The organism is Pseudomonas sp. TUM25319, from assembly GCF_056388475.1.
Map to the genome: position 1 here is coordinate 1,683,294 of NZ_CM150751.1, position 17,080 is coordinate 1,700,373.

Sequence of the window (17,080 nt, forward strand, 5' to 3'; positions counted from 1 at the left end):
ACGCCATGCGCCCTGGCGGACTGGTGTTGCTCGCCGTGCTGGGCGCGGTGGCGCTGTACGGCTGGCACAAGGGCTGGCGCCTGCCTGATGAGTGGAATCCCTGGGCGCCGCTGGATGTGCGTACGCCACCAAACCTGCTGACGTCCTGGAAACTGGGCCGCTTGCGTGACGACCCACAGTTGTGCGCCGCCACCCTTGCTAGCTCTGGACTGCGCTATAGCGCGCAGGCTGATTCTCCCGCCACCGCCACCTGCCCGCTGACCAACGTGGTCCGTGTGCAGGGCGCGCCGGTGCGCTTGAGCAGCAGCTTCCTCGCCACGTGCCCGGTGGCAGTCGCGTTCGCCCTGTTCGAGCGCCACGGCCTGCAACCGGCGGCGCAACGGGTGTTCGGCCAGTCGGTGACGCAGGTGGATCATCTGGGCAGCTTCGCCTGCCGGAATGTCTACAACCGCGCCGAAGGCCGGCGCAGCCAGCACGCCACGGCCAATGCCCTGGATATCGCCGGATTCCGCCTGGCGGACGGGCAGCGCATCGATTTGCAAAGGGACTGGAACGGTGAGGGGCAGAAAGCACGTTTTCTGCGAGAGGTGCGCGAAGGTGCTTGCGAGAGTTTCAACACAGTTCTGGGGCCGGACTACAACGCCGCGCACCACAATCATTTCCACCTGGATATGGGCGGCTGGCGAGTATGTCGTTAAGCAGCGATGCGCACGTTGTTCAATACCACCGGCCGCGCCCACTGCTGGTCGAACTCCAGGTCGTGCTGCTGCTTGGCCATGGTCGCTTCGTCGAACGGCTCTGGCGCCGGATCCAGTAGCTTGCGCTCCAGCTCGGCGATCGGCAGATGCAGCGGATACGGTGAAGGTGCCGGGCCGGGCTCCGGATGCGGATGGCCCTGGCTCATGACGATCGGGCGCACCCAGTTGCTGCTGATGTCCAGTTGGCGCTGCTGCTCGATCAGTTCAGCGGCACTGAAGGGCGGGGCGGGTTTGTCCAGCAGGTCCAGCTCGAATTCGGCGATGGGCAGGAACAGCGGCTCCGGCGGGGCGACTTCGGTGTCCTGCACGTTGCACAGGCGCTGGCTCTGGATCTGCGCCAGGGTCTGGGCGCCGGTGATCGGCTCGCCGGTCTCGACGTCCACTTCTTCCACGGGCAGCGGTTCGTGCACCACACCTTCTTCCTGCTGCGCGGCCAGGGCGCGGGCGAAGAAGTCCTGCCACAGATGGCTGACGCCACCGAGGGTCTGGGTGTTGTGTCGACCATAGTTGTCAGCGGGTGACAGGTAGCCGGGGTTTAGTTGAACAATCTCTGACATGGGCGTCGAAGAGCTCTGGCAAAATAGCGCGTACTTTTTTTATCGGCCGCCAGCGCCGATCTTTAACTTTTTTTGAGCAGGAAGGTGAGCGTGGAGCAGCGGTTGGAAGGCGGGATCCGGGTCGAGGCACTGGCCGCCGACTATCAGGCGCAGGCCGAGCAGTGGGCGGCACGACTGGGCTTGCCGTTGGCCGACGAACACGCCGCGTTCGCCGTGCAGGTCGGCGCCGATGGCCTGCAGATCCAGCAGCTCGGTCCCGATGCGCCGGGACCGGTGCGGGTGGACTTTCTCGAAGGTGGCGCCGCTCACCGACGGCTGTATGGCGGTGGCAGCGGGCAGATGATCGCCAAGGCGGTGGGCATTGCCCAAGGCGTGCGTCCGCGAGTGCTGGATGCCACGGCGGGGTTGGGCAAGGATGCGTTCGTGCTTGCCACCCTTGGTTGCGAGATGCAGTTGATCGAGCGTCAGCCGCTGGTGGCGGCGTTGCTGGAGGACGGCCTGGCCCGGGCTGCGACCGACATTGAGGTCGGGCCGATCGTGGCGCGGATGAACCTGCTGCACGGCAACTCCATCGAGCGCATGCGCAACTGGGAGGGTGAGCCACCGCAGGTGATCTACCTCGACCCGATGTTCCCGCACCGTGACAAGAGCGCGCTGGTGAAGAAGGAAATGCGCGTGTTCCGGCCGCTGGTGGGGGACGACCTGGATGCGCCGTCGCTGCTGGCGGCGGCGCTGGCGCTGGCGACGCACCGGGTGGTGGTCAAGCGCCCGCGCAAGGCGCCGATCATCGAAGGGGCGAAACCGAGCCATAGCCTGGAGGGGAAATCCAGCCGCTATGACATCTATCCGAAGAAGGCGTTGAAGCCGTAGCGAACTGGCAAGCCAGCTCCCACAATGAAGGACCAGTGGGAGCTTGCTTGCCAGCGATGAGGCCCTCAGGTCAGATCCGATACGCCCGCATGAACAGCTCCACCACCTCCTGCACATGCGCCTCGGCCGCTTCGGCCTCCAGTGGCGGCGCATAGCCCAGCAGCAGGCGGAAATTCGCCCCGCCCTTGAGCAGGCAGAAAAAGTGCTCGGCCGCCGTACACGGATTGGCAATCCGCAGCAGGCCGCGCTCGTCAGCCCGCCTCAGTAGCGCCTCGGTCTCGCGCAGCACTCGCAAGGGCCCGGCCTCGAAGAAGATCTGTCCGAGTTTCGGGTCCTGATGCCCCTGGGCGATGATCAACCGGTGCAGCTTCACCGAGTGATCGCTGTTGATCAGCACCTGGAAGCCCCGGCCGATCTTCATCAGCACCTGCGCCAGCGGCACGCCGTCGGGCAGTTCGAAGATCAGGCCAGGCAACTGCGCCTGGCAGGTGGCGACGATGGCCGCCTCGAACAGGGTTTCCTTGTCGTTGAAGTGGCTGTAGACCGTGAGTTTCGACACACCTGCCGCTGTCGCGACCGCATCCATGCTGGTGCTGGCATAGCCATGGGTGAGAAACAGCTCCTTGGCCGCCTCGAGGATGGCCTGGCGCTTGGCCAGGTCCTTGGGCCGGCCGGGGCCGTTGGAAACTGTGGAATCGTTGGGCATGGGTCGTGTTTGCTGTATTCGAAGGGCGTCATGGTACACCCGGATGTGGCGTCCACAACGCTCTGCACCCTCAGCGCGGATCAGCGGCCCCTGGCCTCGTCCAGTTTGTTCACCAGCGCCTTGGCCAGTTCATGGTCGGAAAACGGGTTCTGCCCGGTGATCAGTTCCCGGTCCACCACCACGTTGGGGCTCCAGGCCTTGGCGTAGCTGAGGTTGCCGCCGGCCGCTTCCATCGCCTTGGCCGGGTAGAAAAGGATGCGCTCGCCTTCGAGCGAGCTTTCGAACACCTGCTCTTCCGGGTCGGAGAAGATGGTCATGCGGTAGCCCTGGTAGATCCAGTCTTCCGCCGCCGGTGTTTCGCCACGCGCCAGCGCGGCCTGGTAGCCGGCCGGGTCGGCTTGGGCCGACAGCAACGAGATCGGGCCATGGCAGATCGCCGCCGTCGGTTTGCCGGCCTGGTGGAAATGCCGCAGCAGCGCGCCTACATCCGGGTTGTTGGCCAGGTCGATCAGCGGTGCGTGGCCACCGGGAATGAACAGGCCGGCGTAGCGGTCGAGGTTCCCCGCCAGCACCTCCTTGATCGACAGGGTGTCGCCGATGTCCGGCAAGCCCTTCACCACGCCTTCGATGCGCTTCATTTCCGCGGCATCGCCGGCGAAGTACTGCGGATCGACGGAGCGCTTGTCCACGCTCGGCGCGTTGCCCCTGGGCGTAACCAGCACCAGTTTGTAGCCGGCCTTGATCAGTTGGTCGGCCGGTACGCCGAACTCGTTGAGGTAGTAGCCGGTCGGGTAGTGCTTGCCGTCCTTGAGCGGCAGCACGTTCTCGCTGGACAGCAGCACCAGCACTTCGCCCTTGGGGGCGGCGGCAGCGGAGCCGGCGAGCAGGGCGCCGGCGATGGCCAGTGCCAGTCGGGTGGTCTTGGTCATGGGGTTCTCCGGAGTGAGCATGGGTCGATGGACGCCATCTTGGGGCCGGGCCTATGATTCGAAAATTCGAAAGCTTTTATTTCTCTCTTTCAGAAAATGAATATCGCCAACAAAGACCTGAACCTGTTGCTGGTGTTCCATGTGCTCTACCAGGAGCGCAATGGTTCCGTGGCGGCGGCGCGGATGTCCCTGAGCCAGCCGGCCCTGAGCCACAAGCTGAACAAGCTGCGCCATCAGTTCGGCGACCCGCTGTTCGTTCGCGCCCCGCGTGGCCTGACGCCGACGCCGCGGGCGCACGAACTCGCGCCCCATGTGCAGCGGCTGGTGGGCGAACTGGAAGCCTTCTACGAACAGTGCGACGGCCAGGACTTCCTCGCCCGCGCCGAGCGGCTGCACCTGTACAGCACCGACTACATGGAGCAGACCTTGCTGCCCGGGCTGCTGCCGGTACTGCGCCGCGAGGCGCCCAACCTGGTGCTGATCACCCACAACACCCGTGGCCAGTTGCCCCGCGACGAACTGGAAAAAGGTACCTGCGACCTCGCCATCGCCGGTTTCTACACCGATCTGCCCGACACCTTTCACCAGCAGCGGCTGTTGAGCGAGGACTTCGTGGTACTGGCTTCGACGCAGAATCAGCGGCTTGCAGAGGGCCTGGACCTGCAGACCTTTATCGAGTGCGAGCACCTGATCACTACATTGACCGGGGATCTCGACGGCCTCGTGGACCGGGCCCTTCAGGCACAAGGCCTGAGCCGCCGGATCGCTGCCGGGCTTTCCAGTTTCATCGCGCCCACCCGCCTGGTTCGTGGCACCGACCTGCTGCTGACCTGTCTGCGTTCGCTGGCCGAGGAGGCGGTGCAGCGTGATCCGGACCTGCGCATCCACGCGCTGCCGCTGCACCTGCCGAAGGTGGAGGTGATGCAGATCTGGCATGCCCGCACCCATGAAGACCCGTTGCGACGCTGGTTCCGCCAGCAGGTGGTGAATACCTTGCAGCCTTCGGGCGCGGGGTTTTGAGCGGGGCGTAACCGGGAGCATTGCGGGAGAGGGGGCGCAATCGATAAGATGCGACAAATTCTCATTCGCTCTCCCAGGTCTTCCCCGTGCCAGCGTCCTCCCTCAGCAAACTGGGTTTCTTCTTCAGCGATCACCATCGCTGGTTGCTCCAGCATGTGCAGCGCCAGTTGCGCAATCGTGCGGATGCCGAGGACACCGCGGCCGAGGCGTTCTGCCAGATACTCGCTGCACGGGTCGATCCGGACAGCATCGAGCAGCCCCGCGCCTACCTTTCCACCATTGCCCGTCGGCTGATCTTCGATCGCCACCGTCGCCGGCGTCTGGAACAGGCCTATCTGGAACGGCTAATGCTGCTGCCTGAAGCACTGGCGCCCTCGCCGGAGGAGACGCACCTGTTGCTGGAAGCCCTGCACGCGATCGACCGCTGCCTTGCCGGCTTGCCGCTGGTGGTCAAGAAAGCCTTCCTGATGAGCCAGCTCGATGGCCTGAGCTATGCCGAGATCGGTCGTCGCCTGGATCTGTGCGAGCGCACCATCAGCCGCTACATGACCCAGGCCCTGCGCCAGTGCTATCTGAGCGGGGCGCAGTCATGAGCCAGGGGGCGCTGGACCCGGTCGCCGAAGAGGCCATCGGCTGGATGGTGCGGCTGCGCTCCGGGCAGGATGAAGCCCGGCAGCAGGCGCTTTTCCAGCAGTGGCTGGCCCAGGCGCCGGCCCATGCCGCCGCGTGGGAGCAATTGCAGCGTGGCCTGGGCCGCCACTACGACGTGGTGCGGCGTGCGCCGGGTAGCTTGCGCGACACCCTGCTGCAAGCGGACACCGGTCGCCGCGACCTGCTGCGCGGTGTCGCCGGGCTCGGACTGCTGGGCGGTGGCCTTTGGCTCGGGGCTCGCAGCGACACAGGGCGCTCATGGATGGCGGAGCTGCGCACCGGCACCGGTGAACGTCGCACGCTGTCGCTGGCCGATGGCAGCCGTGTGGTGCTGAACGCCGACAGCGCGGCCGATTTCGACCTGTCTGCCGGACGACGCCTGTTGCGCCTCTATCGCGGCTCGCTGGTGGTCCAGGTGGCGCCCGACGCGGCGCGGCCGTTCATTGTGCGCAGCGCCCAAGGTGATGCCCGTGCGTTGGGCACCCGCTTTCTGGTCGAGCAGCTTTCCGACAGCACCCGTGTGGTGGTACTCGAACATGCCGTGCGGGTGTCGTTGCCCACGGGCCCCAGCCTCGATCTGGCGCAGGGCGAGGCGGCCTTGCTGCATGCGCGACGCATCGAGCCGCTGGCGGCCGGCCAGAGCTACCGCGCCGACTGGGTCGAAGGCCGCCTCAGCGTGCTGGATGAACCGCTCTCGACGCTGATCGATGCTTTGCGTCCGTACATGTCCGGCTTCATCCGCGTGAGTCCGCAGGTACGTGACCTGAGGGTGCAGGGCGTGTTCCCGCTGGATGACAGCCAGCGCACCCTTGCCGCCCTGGCCGAAACATTGCCGATCCGCATCCAGCGCTATGGCCCCTGGCTGACCCTGATCGAAGCGCGCTGATGGCGATGCAAGTAAAAATTTTTCTCATTCGTGTCCGGTTTTTCGCGCTCGTTGCACCTCTCTCCTGACAACACTCACCTCATCAGGAGCATCCAACATGTTCAAACCCTGGCCCCTCGCCCTTGCCGTCGCTCTGGCCGTCTTGCCCGCGGCCTTCGTTCAGGCCGAAAGCTCCTCCCGGCAACAGGTGCAGACTTTCGACCTGCCGGCCGCCAGCCTGGCGCAGACCCTCAATGCCATCGCCCGGCAGAGCGGCCAGGTCATTTCCCTCGACCCTGCACTGGTTGCCGGCAAGCAGGCACCCGCCATTCGCGGCGAGATGAGCGTGCAGCAGGCATTGCAAAAGGCCCTGGCGGGCAATGCCTTGCAGGTGATCGTCACCGGCAGCGGCACCTTCACCGTGGTACCGGCCGCCACCAACGGTGCGCTGGAACTGGGGGCCACCAGCATCAACAGCACCGGCCTGGGTGAAACCACCGAAGGTTCCGGTTCGTACACCACCGGTGCCGTGACCATCGGCAAGACTCCGCAGTCGCTGCGTCGCACACCGCAGTCGGTCACCGTGGTCACGCGCAAGCTGATGGACGACAAGAATCTGGTCTCGCTGGACCAGGTGATGGCCCAGACCCCGGGTATTACCCGCGCCAACCGTGGTTACGGCAACCACCATTTCAGTTCCCGCGGCTTCGACCTGACCGACGACAGCTACATGGTCGACGGCGTGGCCGGGCAGGCTTACGCCTACACCGGCTGGATGACCCCGGACATGGCGCTGTTCGACCGCGTGGAAGTGTTGCGCGGCGCCGCCGGCCTGCTGGTGGGCGCGGGCGGGCCTGGTGGCGCGGTGAACCTGGTGCGCAAGCGGCCGACCGTCGAACCGCGTTTTTCGGTGACCACCCGCGCTGGCTCCTGGGACAACTACCGGCTGGACCTCGACGCCAGTGGCAAGCTCAACGATGCAGGCACGCTGCGCGGGCGCATGGTGGCGTCCTATGAGGATCGCGGCTATTTCACCGATGTCACCACCTCGAAACGACCGCTGTTGTACGGGATTGTCGAAGGCGATCTGAACGACGCCACCACCGTTGCCCTCGGCGTGCGCCGGCAGACCTCGCGCACCGATGGCTACAGCGTCCTCGGCCTGCCCAACAGCCCCGACGGCAGCAACGCGCACCTCAAGCGCACGACCTTCCTCGGCCAGGACTGGGCGACCTTGCAGACCCGCACCGACGAAGTCTTCGCCGACCTCAGCCACCGCTTCAACGAAAACTGGACCGGCAAGCTGGCGCTGTCCCATTCCGAAAGCAGCTTCAACCGCAGTGCGATCGAGTGGAGCGCCGACGACAGCCTCGAATACGGCAGCCCCACCGGCCCGATGATCAACGACACCAGCTTCCACAAGTTCGATGCGACCAACAATGCCGTCGATGGCTCGGTGAATGGTGAGTTCGAAGCCTTCGGCCTTACCCACCAGGTCACCCTTGGTGCCAACTGGTCCAGGCGCAAGATGAACGACAAGGACGCCACCGTCGCGCTGGACACCCCGATCCCGCTCAACGTCTATGATCCCGACCACCACATCATCGCCGAGCCCGCACGGCCGGCCTGGGACTACAGCGAAGACACCTTCGACACCCGCTACGGCAGCTTCCTCAATGCGCGCCTGCACATGACCGAAGACCTGAGCCTGGTGCTCGGCGGGCGCCTGAGCTGGTACAAGACCGAATCCTGGAGTGGCGAAACGGTTTCGGTCAACGAACAGAAACACGAGTTCACGCCCTTCGTTGGCGCGATCTACGACCTGAACGACGCCTGGTCGCTGTACGCCAGCTATGCCGACATTTTCATGCCCCAGGCCAGCTACCGTACCGTTGGCGGCAAGATGCTCGACCCGGCCATCGGCTCGAACTACGAGACCGGGATCAAGGGCGAACTGCTGGACAAGCGCCTGAACGTGTCGTTCGCGGTGTTCTACATCGAGCAGGAAGACGTCGCCGTGCGCGACTACGAGAACACCGGCAATTGCCCGCAGGACGTGGCCGGCCGTTGCTGGCTGAACAGCGACGGCATCAACCGCAGCAAAGGCTTCGAGGCCGAAGCCACGGGTGAACTGCTGCCGGGCCTGCAGGTGGCGGCCGGCTACACCTTCAACACCACGCGTTCCTCCGATGGTGGCCCGATCTCGGCGCAGACGCCCAAGCACCTGTTGCGGGTCAACACCAACTACACGCTGCCGGGTGAGTGGAGCCGCTTCAGTATCGGCGGTGGCGTCTCGGCGCAGTCGCACTATGTCGACGCCTACAACGAGACCGGCAACAGCGGCCGGGCGGTATTCGACGCGCGGGCGGCCTACAAGATCGACCAGAACTGGACCGTGGGCGTCGACGTGGAGAACCTGCTGGACCGCAAGTACTTCGACTCGGTCGGCTACTGGACCCGCGGTACCACCTACGGCACGCCGCGCAGCTACATGCTGACGGTGCGCGGCGACTTCTGACCGCCACACGTGACACCGGCGCCGGGCAAACCGGCGCCATCCTTCCTGCACGACGCAAAACCTCGGGATGCAAGGCCAAATGCCAGCTTCCCGCCCGTCATACGCTGATTTAATATACCCGCGAGTATAAATATTCGAAGCACCCCTCGCGAAAGGTCAGTTCCCATGTTGCGCCATGTCTTGCCCGTCGCTCTGCCCGCAGTTCTCGTCGCGCTGTTGTCCGCCTGCGGACAGGAAAGCGCTCCGCCCACCGTCATCCGTCCCGCCATGGTGGTGCAGCCGCAGCCGGCTTCGGCGGCGGTGGACAGTTACCCCGGTGAGGTGCGTGCGCGCTTCGAGCCGGAGCTGGCGTTTCGCATCGGCGGCAAGGTGAGCAAGCGGCTGGTGGAAGAGGGGCAGCGGGTCAAGGCCGAACAGGCGCTGGCCGAACTCGACCCGCAGGACGTGCGCCTGCAACTGGAAGCGACCCGTGCCCAGGTGGCCGCCGCCGAGGCGAACCTGAACCTGGTGCAGGCCGAGCGCGATCGCTACAAGAAGCTGCTGGACCGGCAGATGGTCAGCCATTCGCAGTACGACAACGCCGAAAACCTGTACCGCTCGGGGCTGGCCCGATTGAAGCAGATGCGTGCCGAACTCGACGTGGCTGGCAACCAGGCCGGCTATTCGGTGCTGCGCGCCTCCCAGGACGGTGTGGTGGCCAAGCGTCAGGTGGAGGTCGGTCAGGTAGTGGCCGCCGGGCAGACCGTGTTCACCCTCGCCGCCGATGGCGAACGCGAGGTGCTGATCAGCCTGCCGGAGCAGAATTTCGGCCGCTTCGCCGTGGGCCAGCCGGTCACCGTGGAGCTGTGGTCGCAACCCGGCCAGCGTTTCGACGGTCGCATCCGCGAGCTGTCGCCCGCCGCCGACCCGCGCTCGCGTACCTTCGCTGCGCGCATCGCCTTCAACACCGGCAAGGTGCCGGCCGAACTGGGCCAGAGCGCCCGGGTATTCATCCAGCACGCCGAGCAGATTCCGCTGGCGGTGCCGCTCTCGGCGCTGAGCGCGGAGAACGGCCAGACCTACGTCTGGCGTGTCGACCGCAACAACACCCTCAAGCGCACCCCGGTGCGGGTCGGCGCCTATGGCCAGGACAGCGTGCCGGTGCTGGAAGGGCTGAGTGCCAGCGACTGGGTGGTCGCCGCCGGCGGCCATGTGCTGCATGAAGGGCAACAGGTGCGGCCGGTGGACCGGTCCAATCGTGCGGTGGACCTGGCGGCCAAGGAGTAAGTCCCGATGGGTTTCAACCTCTCCGCCTGGGCCTTGCGCAACCGGCAGATCGTGCTGTTCCTGATGCTCCTTCTGGCTATCGTCGGAGCGCTTTCCTACACCAAGCTGGGTCAGAGCGAAGACCCGCCGTTCACCTTCAAGGCCATGGTCATCCGCACCTTGTGGCCGGGAGCCAGTGCCGAGGAAGTCTCGCGCCAGGTCACCGAGCGCATCGAGAAGAAGCTGATGGAGACCGGCGAGTACGAAAAGATCGTCTCGTTCTCGCGGCCCGGTGAGTCCCAGGTCACCTTCATGGCCCGGGATTCCATGCACTCGGCGGACATCCCCGAGCTGTGGTATCAGATCCGCAAGAAGGTCGCGGATATCCGTCACACGCTGCCGCCCGGTATTCAGGGGCCGTTCTTCAACGATGAGTTCGGCACCACCTTCGGCAATATCTACGCGCTGACCGGCAAGGGCTTCGACTACGCGGTGCTCAAGGATTACGCCGACCGCGTGCAGATCCAGCTGCAACGGGTCAAGGACGTGGGCAAGGTGGAACTGCTCGGCCTGCAGGACGAGAAGATCTGGATCGAGCTGTCCAACACCAAGCTGTCCACCCTCGGTCTGCCGCTGGCAGCGGTACAGCAGGCCCTGGAAGAGCAGAACGCGGTGAGCACCGCCGGCTTCTTCGAAACCCCGAGCGAGCGCCTGCAACTGCGGGTGAGCGGGCGCTTCGACAGCGTCGAGCAGATCGAACAGTTCCCCATTCGTGTCGGCGAGCGCACCTTCCGCATTGGTGACGTGGCCAAGGTGCACCGCGGTTTCAACGACCCACCCGCACCGCGCATGCGCTTCATGGGCGAAGACGCCATCGGCCTGGCCGTATCGATGAAGGCCGGCGGCGACATCCTGGTGTTGGGCAAGGCCCTCGAAGCCGAGTTCGCCCGCATCGGTAACAACCTGCCGGCGGGCATGGAACTGCGCAAGGTGTCCGACCAGCCGGCGGCGGTGAAGACCGGTGTCGGCGAGTTCGTCCGGGTACTGGCCGAGGCGCTGGCCATCGTTCTGCTGGTGAGCTTCTTCTCCCTCGGCATGCGCACCGGCCTGGTGGTGGCGCTGGCGATTCCGCTGGTGCTGGCGATGACCTTCGCCACCATGTACTACCTCGGCATCGGTCTGCACAAGATTTCCCTCGGCGCGCTGGTACTGGCGCTGGGCCTGTTGGTGGACGACGCGATCATTGCCGTGGAGATGATGGCGATCAAGATGGAGCAGGGCTTCGACCGGTTGAAGGCGGCGAGCTACGCCTGGACCAGCACGGCTTTCCCGATGCTCACTGGTACGCTGATCACGGCGGCGGGTTTCCTGCCCATTGCCACCGCGCAATCCGGCACCGGCGAATACACCCGTTCGATCTTCCAGGTGGTGACCATCGCGTTGCTGGCGTCCTGGGTAGCGGCGGTGGTGTTCGTGCCTTATCTGGGCGAGCGCCTGTTGCCTGACCTGGCGAAACTGCACAAACAGAAGCACGGCGGTGATGGCGAGCCGGACCCGTACGGCACGCCGTTCTACCAGCGGGTTCGCCGCGTGGTCGGTTGGTGCGTGGGGCGGCGCAAGACGGTGATCGTGCTGACCATTGTCCTGTTCATTGGCAGCGTGATGAGCTTCCGCTTCGTCGAACAGCAGTTCTTCCCGGCCTCCGGACGGCTGGAGCTGATGGTGGACCTGAAGCTGGCGGAGGGCGCTTCGCTGGCCAACACCGCCGAGCAGGTCAAGCGCCTGGAAACCCTGCTCAAGGAGCGTCCGGGCATCGACAATTACGTGGCTTATGTCGGTACAGGCTCACCCCGCTTCTACCTGCCGCTGGACCAGCAATTGCCGGCGGCCAGCTTCGCCCAGTTCGTCGTGCTGGCGAAAACCATCGAGGACCGCGAGGTGCTGCGCACCTGGCTGATCGAGACCCTCAACGAGCAGTTCCCTGACCTGCGTTCGCGGGTGACCCGCCTGGAGAACGGTCCGCCCGTGGGCTATCCGGTGCAGTTCCGGGTGACCGGCGAGCATATCGAACAGGTCCGTGCCCTGGCGCGCCAAGTGGCGGTGAAAGTGCGTGAGAACCCCCATGTGGCCAACGTGCACCTGGACTGGGAAGAGCCGAGCAAGGTGGTCTACCTCAACATCGACCAGGACCGCGCTCGCGCGCTCGGCGTGAGCACTGCTGCCTTGTCGAAGTTCCTGCAGAGCTCGCTGACCGGCAGCAGCGTCAGCCAGTACCGCGAGGACAACGAGCTGATCGAGATCCTGCTGCGCGGCACCCAGGAGGAGCGTACCGAGCTGGCTCACCTGTCGAGCCTGTCGGTGCCCACCGACAATGGTCGCAGCGTGGCGCTGTCGCAGGTGGCGACCCTGGAGTACGGCTTCGAGGAAGGCATCATCTGGCACCGCAATCGCCTGCCGAGCGTAACGGTCCGCGCCGACATCTACGGCAAGGACCAGCCGGCGACCCTGGTCAAGCAGATCCTGCCGACCCTGGAACCGGTTCGCGCCGAACTGCCGGACGGCTACTTGCTGGAAGTGGGCGGTACGGTCGAAGACTCGGCCCGCGGACAGAACTCGGTCAATGCCGGCGTGCCGCTGTTCATCGTGGTGGTACTGACCCTGCTGATGCTGCAACTGCGCAGCTTCTCGCGCACGGCCATGGTGTTCCTCACAGCGCCCCTGGGGCTGATCGGCGTGGTGCTGTTCCTGATGGTGTTCCGTCAGCCGTTCGGCTTCGTCGCCATGCTCGGCACCATCGCCCTGTCGGGGATGATCATGCGCAACTCGGTGATCCTGGTGGACCAGATCGAACAGGACATTGCGGCGGGACTGGGGCGCTGGCAGGCGATCATCGAGGCCACGGTGCGGCGTTTCCGGCCCATCGTACTCACCGCCCTGGCGGCGGTGCTGGCGATGATTCCGCTGTCGCGCAGTGTGTTCTTCGGACCGATGGCGGTGGCGATCATGGGTGGGCTGATCGTGGCGACGGCCTTGACCCTGCTGTTCCTGCCGGCGCTGTATGCGGCGTGGTTCAGGGTCAAGCGGGAGGAGTGAGGAGCTGCAAGCCTCAAGCTTCAAGCTGCAAGAGAAAGCCTTGGGGCCTTCAATTGCAGCATAAGGCTTGAAATTCAGTCTTCAGGTCGCAGGCTGCAGCTTGCAGCTTGCAGCTTGCAGCTCAGAGCGCGCCGAAGACCTTCTTCGCCAGGCTGGTTGCCGCCGCCGCAGGGTTCTCGCGGATGGTGGCTTCCTGTTTGCTGATCATCTCGAACAAGCCATTGAGCGCCTGCTCGGTCACGTAGCTCTCGATATTGGCGCTCTTGGCATCGACCACGCCAAGGGCGGCGGCCTGTCCGGCGAACTGGTTGTACTTCTGTGCCACGCCTACCTTGTCGGTCGCCGCCTTGACGATCGGCAGGAACTTGACGCGGATCTGCTCGCGGCTGGTCTTGTTCAGGTACTGGGTCGCCGAGTCGTTGCCACCGCTGAGGATGGCCTTGGCGTCGTCCACGGTCATTTTCTTCACGGCATCCACCAGCAATGCCTGGGCTTGCGGCACGGCAGCCTCGGCGGCCTTGTTCATGCTGGTTTCCAGCTCTTCGACCTGGGCGCCCATGCCGAACTGTTTGAGTTTCTTCGCCGCTTTGCCAAGGTTGCCCGGCAGTTCGATGCGAACGTCTTCGTTATTGCTGAAACCACCCGGTGTGCCCAGTTGCTTGACGGCCACCTGGGCGCCCTGGGTCAGGGCGTCCTTGAGGCCGCCAGCGGCGTCTTTCTGGGTCAGGTCGCCGAGCGACAGGGCCATGGCACTGGCCGAGAGCAACAGGCCTGCGCACAGGCCGGTAAAGGTGAGAGCGGGGCGGAACATGGCAGCATCCTTCATCGGGGAGCAGAAAAAACGTTGGGCTTCAGCGAACCTGGTCGAGCTTGATCCGCAGCGGTTGCGGGTCTTTGCCATCCAGTTGCACGCCGTGGTGTTCGGTGCTGATGAACAGCAGCTTGCCGTCCAGTTCGATCCGCGCACTCACCGCATAGCGGTGTCCGGGCTTGACCTGGGCGGGATCGTACTGCAGGTGAAACGGCAGCGGCACCTGGCCTTTGACCGGGCCGCTCTGGCGCGCCAGGGTCACTGCCGGCGCGTCGGCCAGGGACACATCCTGCAGGCGGACGTCGAGGGTGGCGGCGGGTAGCAGGGAAATGCGCTGCAGGTAGAACACTTCGCCATCGAGGGTAGCTTTCGGGGCGGGGGTATTGCTGGAGCAGGCTGCCAGTAGCGAGGCGCAGCACAGCATAAAGATTTTTTTCATGGGGTCTCCGGTCCTTGACGCCGGCTTGTGGCCGGCATCGAGGACTTTAGCGGATTTTTTGGTAAGCGACTTCCCGAGCTTTTGTCGGAAAAGTCGTCAGGCGGGTTCGCTCGGGCTGTGTTCGTCGCGGTGTAGCGCAACCTGGCGGATGGACAAGCGCACTTCCGCCGACAGCACGCGCTTGGCGGCGCCTTCGGCCAGTTCGCCGAGTTTTTCGTGGAAGCCCAGCTTGCCGGCGTCATCCGGGCGCAGCACGCCTTGTTCCACCAGGGTCTGGATGAAGTGGCGGAACAGGCTCTTGTCGAAGAACTCCGGAGCATTGAGGCCGTGCAGGATCGACAGGCGCTGGGCCATGACCACGCACAGGTCTTCCAGCTCTTCGGCGCTGAGGCTGTGCTGGCCGCTGTTGAGCAGCAGCGAAGTGGCCATGTAGAAACGCTGCAGGGTCTGAGTGATGGCTCGGGCCAGCAGGGTCAGCAGCACGAACTGCCGCGAGCTCGGCGCGGGGCGCAGGTACACGCCATTCTCGAAGCGCAGCAGCCCCTGCTCGACGAAGGCGCTCAGCCACTGATCGACGATCGCATCCAGCTCGTGCTGTTCCCAGCGCAGGAACAGCTCCGACTGCAGGTACGGATACAGCGCACGGGCGTATTGCAGGATCAGCTCGCGGCTCATCCGCGAACTGCTCTGGAAGAAACTCGCCAGCAGCGCCGGCAGGGCGAAGATATGCAGGACGTTGTTGCGGTAGTAGGTCATCAGCACCGCATTCTGTTCATCCAGATACAGGATGCGTCCTAGGGCATCGCGCTGCTCGGCCAGCAGGTCCATGTTCCGCACATGGCCGATCAGCGCCAGACCGTCGCCTTCGGGCAGCGTGGTGTGAGGCGAGTAGGGCACCTGGCGCAGCAGTGCCAGGTAGAGGTCGAGGACGCGGGTCAGGGCGCGCTCGTCCAGGGCCAGGCGGCTGGTGGAGAGCAGCGCCAACGCCACCAGGTTGACCGGGTTGATCGCCGCCGCCTCGTTCAGGTGCCGGGCGACCTTCTCCCCCAGGCGCGAGGTGGTTTCGTTCAGCCATGCCGGGCGGAACTGCGGTGCCAGTTGCTGCTCGCGCCAGCCGGGTTGCTGCTGGTCGAGGAAGTTGCCCAGGCGGATTGGCTCGCCGAAGTTCACCGACACCTGGCCAAAGCGCTGCTTGAGGGCGCCGAGGACTTTGAAGATGTCGAAGATCGACTCTTTCTTCTTGCTCGCACCGCGCAGTTCGCCGAGATAGGTACGACCTTCCAGCACCCGCTCGTAGCCGATGTACACAGGCACGAAGACGATCGGCGTGCGCGACGAGCGCAGGAAACTGCGCAGGGTGATGGCGAGCATGCCGGTCTTGGGTTGCAGCATGCGGCCGGTACGGGAACGACCGCCCTCGACGAAGTACTCCACCGGGAAACCCTTGGTGAACAGGGTGTGCAGGTACTCGTTGAACACCGCCGTGTAGAGCGGGTTGCCCTTGAAGGTGCGGCGCATGAAGAAGGCGCCGCCACGGCGCAGCAGTCCGCCGATCACCGGCATGTTGAGGTTGATCCCGGCGGCGATGTGCGGTGGGGTCAGGCCGTTGCGGAACAGCAGGTAGGACAGCAGCAGGTAGTCGATATGGCTGCGGTGGCACGGCACGTAGATCACTTCGTGGCCGGGGGCGATGTCCTGCACTTGCTCGATGTGGTTGACCTTGATGCCGTCGTAGATCTTGTTCCAGAACCAGCTCAGCACCACTTCGAGGAAGCGGATGGCGGTGTAGGTGTAGTCCGAGGCAATTTCGTTGCCGTAGCGCAGGGCCGTGGCTTCGGCCTTGGCCACCGGGATTTTTTCCCGCTCGGCCTCGTCGAGGATCGCCTGGCGCACCAGCGGGTCATGGACCAGGCCCTTGACCAGGTTGCGGCGGTGGGAAATGTCGGGGCCGATCACGGCGCTCTTCAGGTTGCGGAAATGCACCCGCAGCAGGCGCTGGGCCATGCGTACGGTGCGTTCGTGACCTTTGTTGTGGCCAACCAGTTCGCGCAGGTGGATCGGCTCGGAGAACTGCACGCGGGTCTTGCGGCCAAGGATCAGGATGGTCAGCAACCGGCGCAAACGCCCGGTGACCGCCCAACTGTCGGCGAACAGCAGTTTCCACGGGCTCGACTCGCTGGCGGGTGACTGGCCCCAGAACACACTGACCGGAATGATCTGCGCGTCCTGTTCCGGCTGCTGGTTCACCGCGCTGACCAGGCGGCCCAGGGTCGGTGGCGCGCCGCGCTTGTACTGGCGGCCGAGCCAGTCCGGTTCGGGGGTCAGGTAGAAGAAGGCGGCGGGCTCCATCAGGTCGCCCACGGCGACGGGCAGGACCGGACGCGGCAGCCCCGCTTTGGTGCATTCCCGGTCGATAACTGCCAGGTCCGTCAGCGACGGCGACTGCAGGGCGTAGAACACCGGACGGCTGCGGTCCAGGTTGAGGGTGAAGGAAGACTGGTTGATGGTCTCGGAGCGAACCCACAGGTACAACAGTCGGCGCAGGGCGCCGAAGATCAGGCGGCGCAAGGGGGAACGGGTCATACAGAGTGTGCTCGGATAAATGGGACGCAAGTACA

Annotated in this window: 14 protein-coding genes; 8 read left to right on the forward strand and 6 right to left on the reverse strand. The window is 65.0% G+C overall.

Going from position 1 to position 17,080, the window contains the following annotated elements; translation table 11 throughout:
• Positions 1 to 5 precede the first annotated feature (5 nt).
• Positions 6 to 698, forward strand: coding sequence for an extensin-like domain-containing protein (locus tag AC05QJ_RS07715; RefSeq protein ID WP_476746311.1), 693 nt, complete (start codon positions 6 to 8; stop codon positions 696 to 698).
• Here the strand turns inward: AC05QJ_RS07715 and AC05QJ_RS07720 are convergent.
• Entirely contained in the window at positions 695 to 1,315 is a 621-nt protein-coding gene (locus AC05QJ_RS07720) for an energy transducer TonB (protein WP_476746312.1), read from the reverse strand. The two genes, AC05QJ_RS07715 and AC05QJ_RS07720, sit on opposite strands and share 4 nt — an antisense overlap.
• Before the next feature lie 90 nt (positions 1,316 to 1,405).
• On the opposite strand from AC05QJ_RS07720, the gene AC05QJ_RS07725 reads away from it, so the two are divergent.
• Positions 1,406 to 2,185, forward strand: coding sequence for a class I SAM-dependent methyltransferase (locus tag AC05QJ_RS07725; RefSeq protein ID WP_476746313.1), 780 nt, complete (start codon positions 1,406 to 1,408; stop codon positions 2,183 to 2,185).
• A gap of 70 nt (positions 2,186 to 2,255) precedes the next feature.
• Here the strand turns inward: AC05QJ_RS07725 and AC05QJ_RS07730 are convergent, their stop codons facing one another.
• Both AC05QJ_RS07730 and AC05QJ_RS07735 read right to left on the reverse strand, forming a co-directional pair.
• On the reverse strand, positions 2,256 to 2,891 hold the full coding sequence (locus AC05QJ_RS07730; RefSeq protein WP_476746314.1) for a TetR/AcrR family transcriptional regulator: 636 nt from the start codon (positions 2,889 to 2,891) through the stop codon (positions 2,256 to 2,258).
• Positions 2,892 to 2,971: 80 nt separating this feature from the next.
• The gene (locus AC05QJ_RS07735) at positions 2,972 to 3,820 is read right to left on the reverse strand and encodes a type 1 glutamine amidotransferase domain-containing protein (protein ID WP_476746315.1); all 849 of its coding nucleotides are present in this window, start codon (positions 3,818 to 3,820) and stop codon (positions 2,972 to 2,974) included.
• Positions 3,821 to 3,916: 96 nt separating this feature from the next.
• Here AC05QJ_RS07735 and AC05QJ_RS07740 point away from each other — a divergent pair, with 96 nt between their 5' ends.
• The 6 genes from AC05QJ_RS07740 (at position 3,917) to AC05QJ_RS07765 (ending at position 13,212) form a co-directional block, all read left to right on the forward strand.
• Positions 3,917 to 4,840: a LysR family transcriptional regulator gene (locus AC05QJ_RS07740; protein ID WP_476746316.1), complete on the forward strand. Its 924-nt coding sequence runs from the start codon at positions 3,917 to 3,919 to the stop codon at positions 4,838 to 4,840.
• An 86-nt stretch (positions 4,841 to 4,926) separates the two neighbouring features.
• Positions 4,927 to 5,433: a sigma-70 family RNA polymerase sigma factor gene (locus tag AC05QJ_RS07745; RefSeq protein ID WP_476746317.1), complete on the forward strand. Its 507-nt coding sequence runs from the start codon at positions 4,927 to 4,929 to the stop codon at positions 5,431 to 5,433.
• On the forward strand, positions 5,430 to 6,377 hold the full coding sequence (locus AC05QJ_RS07750) for a FecR family protein (protein WP_476746318.1): 948 nt from the start codon (positions 5,430 to 5,432) through the stop codon (positions 6,375 to 6,377). Before AC05QJ_RS07745 ends, AC05QJ_RS07750 begins: the two co-directional genes overlap by 4 nt.
• A gap of 97 nt (positions 6,378 to 6,474) precedes the next feature.
• Complete coding sequence (locus AC05QJ_RS07755; protein ID WP_476746319.1) at positions 6,475 to 8,874, forward strand: TonB-dependent siderophore receptor; 2,400 nt, start codon at positions 6,475 to 6,477, stop codon at positions 8,872 to 8,874.
• A gap of 165 nt (positions 8,875 to 9,039) precedes the next feature.
• Positions 9,040 to 10,140, forward strand: a complete 1,101-nt coding sequence (locus AC05QJ_RS07760; protein WP_476746320.1) for an efflux RND transporter periplasmic adaptor subunit — start codon at positions 9,040 to 9,042, stop codon at positions 10,138 to 10,140.
• 6 nt (positions 10,141 to 10,146) lie between these two features.
• The gene (locus AC05QJ_RS07765; protein ID WP_476746321.1) at positions 10,147 to 13,212 is read left to right on the forward strand and encodes an efflux RND transporter permease subunit; all 3,066 of its coding nucleotides are present in this window, start codon (positions 10,147 to 10,149) and stop codon (positions 13,210 to 13,212) included.
• Between the two features lie 121 nt (positions 13,213 to 13,333).
• Here the strand turns inward: AC05QJ_RS07765 and AC05QJ_RS07770 are convergent, their stop codons facing one another.
• From AC05QJ_RS07770 to plsB, 3 genes are all read right to left on the reverse strand, one after another.
• A complete protein-coding gene (locus tag AC05QJ_RS07770) occupies positions 13,334 to 14,023 on the reverse strand; it encodes a DUF4197 domain-containing protein (RefSeq protein WP_476746322.1) in 690 nt (229 codons plus the stop codon).
• A 40-nt stretch (positions 14,024 to 14,063) separates the two neighbouring features.
• Positions 14,064 to 14,462: a YbaY family lipoprotein gene (locus tag AC05QJ_RS07775; protein WP_476746323.1), complete on the reverse strand. Its 399-nt coding sequence runs from the start codon at positions 14,460 to 14,462 to the stop codon at positions 14,064 to 14,066.
• Between the two features lie 96 nt (positions 14,463 to 14,558).
• The gene (plsB, locus tag AC05QJ_RS07780; protein ID WP_476746324.1) at positions 14,559 to 17,045 is read right to left on the reverse strand and encodes a glycerol-3-phosphate 1-O-acyltransferase PlsB; all 2,487 of its coding nucleotides are present in this window, start codon (positions 17,043 to 17,045) and stop codon (positions 14,559 to 14,561) included.
• Positions 17,046 to 17,080 lie beyond the last annotated feature (35 nt).

Bases quoted from the DNA above. Each gene is read 5' to 3' on its own strand.
- AC05QJ_RS07715 (WP_476746311.1), top strand. From the start codon at position 6: ATGCGCCCTGGCGGACTGGTGTTGCTCGCCGTGCTGGGCGCGGTGGCG.
- AC05QJ_RS07720 (WP_476746312.1), bottom strand. From the start codon at position 1,315: ATGTCAGAGATTGTTCAACTAAACCCCGGCTACCTGTCACCCGCTGAC.
- AC05QJ_RS07730 (WP_476746314.1), bottom strand. From the start codon at position 2,891: ATGCCCAACGATTCCACAGTTTCCAACGGCCCCGGCCGGCCCAAGGAC.
- AC05QJ_RS07735 (WP_476746315.1), bottom strand. From the start codon at position 3,820: ATGACCAAGACCACCCGACTGGCACTGGCCATCGCCGGCGCCCTGCTC.
- AC05QJ_RS07740 (WP_476746316.1), top strand. From the start codon at position 3,917: ATGAATATCGCCAACAAAGACCTGAACCTGTTGCTGGTGTTCCATGTG.
- AC05QJ_RS07750 (WP_476746318.1), top strand. From the start codon at position 5,430: ATGAGCCAGGGGGCGCTGGACCCGGTCGCCGAAGAGGCCATCGGCTGG.
- AC05QJ_RS07755 (WP_476746319.1), top strand. From the start codon at position 6,475: ATGTTCAAACCCTGGCCCCTCGCCCTTGCCGTCGCTCTGGCCGTCTTG.
- AC05QJ_RS07760 (WP_476746320.1), top strand. From the start codon at position 9,040: ATGTTGCGCCATGTCTTGCCCGTCGCTCTGCCCGCAGTTCTCGTCGCG.
- AC05QJ_RS07765 (WP_476746321.1), top strand. From the start codon at position 10,147: ATGGGTTTCAACCTCTCCGCCTGGGCCTTGCGCAACCGGCAGATCGTG.
- AC05QJ_RS07770 (WP_476746322.1), bottom strand. From the start codon at position 14,023: ATGTTCCGCCCCGCTCTCACCTTTACCGGCCTGTGCGCAGGCCTGTTG.
- AC05QJ_RS07775 (WP_476746323.1), bottom strand. From the start codon at position 14,462: ATGAAAAAAATCTTTATGCTGTGCTGCGCCTCGCTACTGGCAGCCTGC.
- plsB (WP_476746324.1), bottom strand. From the start codon at position 17,045: ATGACCCGTTCCCCCTTGCGCCGCCTGATCTTCGGCGCCCTGCGCCGA.